The sequence below is a fragment of the Mesorhizobium sp. M7A.F.Ca.CA.004.12.1.1 genome (assembly GCF_003997835.1).
Taxonomy (GTDB): domain Bacteria; phylum Pseudomonadota; class Alphaproteobacteria; order Rhizobiales; family Rhizobiaceae; genus Mesorhizobium.
Window position 1 is genome coordinate 1 of sequence record NZ_RZRK01000761.1, and the last position, 2,913, is coordinate 2,913.

Consider the following 2,913-nt stretch of genomic DNA (forward strand, 5'->3'; position numbering starts at 1 on the left):
GCCCAGGCCCTTTGACGATGGCTGGCGGCCGGCTCGCCATCACCGCCGATTGCCGGCTGGACAACCGTGACGAGTTGCTGGCCAGGCTCGGTATCCGCGACCAGTCGGTGGCCGACGCGATGGTGCTGATGCGGGCCTATCTGCGTTGGGGCGAAGCCTGTCCGGAGCATCTGCAAGGCGATTTCGCGTTCGCCATCTGGGATGACGAGCGGCAATCGCTGTTTTGCGCGCGCGATCATTTTGGCGTCAAGCCGTTCTACTACCACGCGGCGGACCGGCGTTTTGCCTTCGCGTCCGAGATCGGGCCGATCCTGGGCGTCGAAGGTATCCGCGCACGTGTCAGCGAGCGCCAGATCTCCGGCTTCCTGGCCGGGCTTCCCGACGACCCGCAGTCGACCCCCTACAGCGATATATTCAGCCTGCCGGCCCGCCACAGCCTGACCGTCACCGCGCAACAGGTGATGTTGCGTCGATACTGGCAGATCGAGCCGTCGGCGCGGCCCTTGCGGTCGGATGCATCGGAGGAATTCGCCCATCTGTTCTCGCAATCGGTGCGCAACCGCATGCGAGGGACCTCGGCAGTCGGCGCAATGCTGAGCGGCGGCCTCGATTCCTCATCTATCGCCTGTGTCGCCGGCCTGCAGAATGCCGCTGCGCGCAAGCCGAAGCTGCCGACCTTCTCGCTGGTTTTCGAGAAGGGCTCGCCGATGGACGAGCGGCCCTTCATCGATGCCGTTCTCGACCAGCAGAAGGTCGACGCGACACTGATCCCGGTCGGCAACTATGCCCCATTCGCCGAATTCGAACGCGTGCTGGAAGAACAGGAAGGAACGTTCCTGGCGCCGGGCCTGACGCTCACCCGCGGTGTCTACCGGACTGCCGGCGCCAAGGGCATCAAGGTGCTGCTGGACGGCCATGGCGGCGACGAGGTCGTTTCCCAAGGCCATGGTCACCTGCACGAGCTTGCGAATGGCGGCCGATGGATGGATCTGTGGCGCGAGGTCCGCAGCGCCTCCAATACCTATGGCGACAGCACGCTTGGCCTTTATCTCCAGTTCCTGACCCTCTACGGGCCGGCCTGGCGCATCGCCAAGCTGAGGCATCTGGCCAACCGTGCCCTGAACAGGATCCGCAAGCCCGCGCACGTGCAGCGCGCACGAAGCTGGCGCGACCTGATCAATCCGGACCTTGCCAAGCGCACCGAGCTTGTCGACCGGTTTCACCGGGCCGGCTATATGCCGCCCGGCGTTCAGGCCAGCGACGCCTTGAGCCATCGCTGGATCCTGTCGAACGGCTATGTCCCGCATGCTTTCGAGGTTCTCGACAAGGCCGCCGCCAATTTCGGCGTCGAGCCGCGATACCCATTCTGGGACAAGCCGCTGGTCGAGTTCTGCCTGGCATTGCCGGGCGAGGAGAAGCTGAGCCACGGCTTTGGTCGCTATGTGCTGCGTCGCGCCATGCAAGGCGTATTGCCGGAGGCGGTGCAGTGGCGACGCGACAAGATCGACTTCACCGCCAATCTCGTCAACGGCATGCTGCGCAATCATCGCGACCTCCTGGAACAGCTGCTGGTCTCGGATGCAGGCCGCATCGCGCCTTATGTCAATCTGCCGCAAGTGAGTGCTGCCTATGCGCGACTGCTGCGCCAGCCCGATCAGGCAGCCCCCCTGGATGTCCAGTATGTCTGGCGCTCGGCCTCGCTGTCGCTCTGGCTGCGGCAACTCCCGCACGGCGGGAGCCCCACGTGATGCCGCGCAACGAGCCGATGGCCGCATACAGTGATAATCCCCGTCCGCATGGCCGGGCAATGCGAGAACGCCGCTTCTACCGCGCCTATGGTCTGACCATCGCGTCGGAGGTGATGTTACCCGAACTGCAGCCGGCGCCGCCCGGGGCGGCGGATGTCGTGATCGCCGTCGGCGCGATCGACCTGCCAAAGCCGGCGCCCGAAGCCGCGACCGACTTTCGCTTCGAGGCGGACCGGCAATATCTGGCCTGGCATGCCGTGGGCGCGTTCCTGATCACCGATTCCAACCGTATCGACATTGAACCGGCGCCCGGCGTCGACGACGCGCTGCTGGCGTTTCCGCTGCTCGGCCCGGTCATGGCGCTGCTCTTGCACCGGCGCGGCCTGCTTGTCCTGCATGCCAGCGCCATCGCCGCCGCCGGCACGAGCGCCATCTTCATGGGTGACAAGGGTGCCGGCAAGTCGACGACCGCAAGTGCGATGATCCGGGCCGGGCATCGACTGCTTACCGATGACGTGGTGGCGCTGGACCTCGCCAATCCGAGTGAGCCAATGACCGTTCCGGGCTTTCCGCAGATCAAGCTGGCGGCCGACGCCGCGGCGGCGATCTCGCTCGGGGAAGCGGAAGTGCGGCCGCAAGTGCATCCGGCGATCGACAAGATGCAGCATCGCCTGAACGGTGACTTTTCGGGCGACAAGGTGCCGGCGACCAGGATCTATATCCTCAAGCGCGGCGAAAGGGCTGGCATCACGCCCTTGCCCGCCATTGCCGCCCTGCCGGCCATCATCAAATTCTCCTATGTGACGCGCTTCGGCCGCGCGGCCCTCCCCGACGACTTCGCGGCGGCGCATCTTCGGCAATGTTCATGGATTGCCAACCATATCGGCGTGCGGCGGCTGGAAGTCCCGACGGGCCTGGACAGGATCGGTGAAGCCGTGGAACTGATCGAAAAGGATCTGTCGGCTGGCAGCCGGCGGTCGTAAGCGCAACCATGTCGAAGCCCCCAACCCTTCGCCTGTCGCTGTTTCGAGAAATTGCCGCATTCGGCGCCGCCATTGCCCGGATCGGCGGCCGGCGAACATGGACGGCGCTTTTCTTCCTCATCCTCGGCAGCCTGACCGAGGGCATCTCCATCCTGCTGCTCATCCCGCTGCTGCATCTGGTC

Annotated in this window: 2 protein-coding genes; both read left to right on the forward strand. The window is 65.3% G+C overall.

Annotation, left to right across the window (positions count from 1 at the left end; genetic code table 11):
• Positions 1-1,748: lasso peptide isopeptide bond-forming cyclase (locus EN984_RS29075; RefSeq protein WP_127384143.1), on the forward strand; the 1,748-nt coding region annotated here is incomplete at its 5' end.
• A complete protein-coding gene (locus EN984_RS29080) occupies positions 1,745-2,731 on the forward strand; it encodes a serine kinase (RefSeq protein WP_127267626.1) in 987 nt (328 codons plus the stop codon). The genes EN984_RS29075 and EN984_RS29080, both read left to right, overlap by 4 nt.
• The last annotated feature ends 182 nt before the right edge of the window (positions 2,732-2,913 follow it).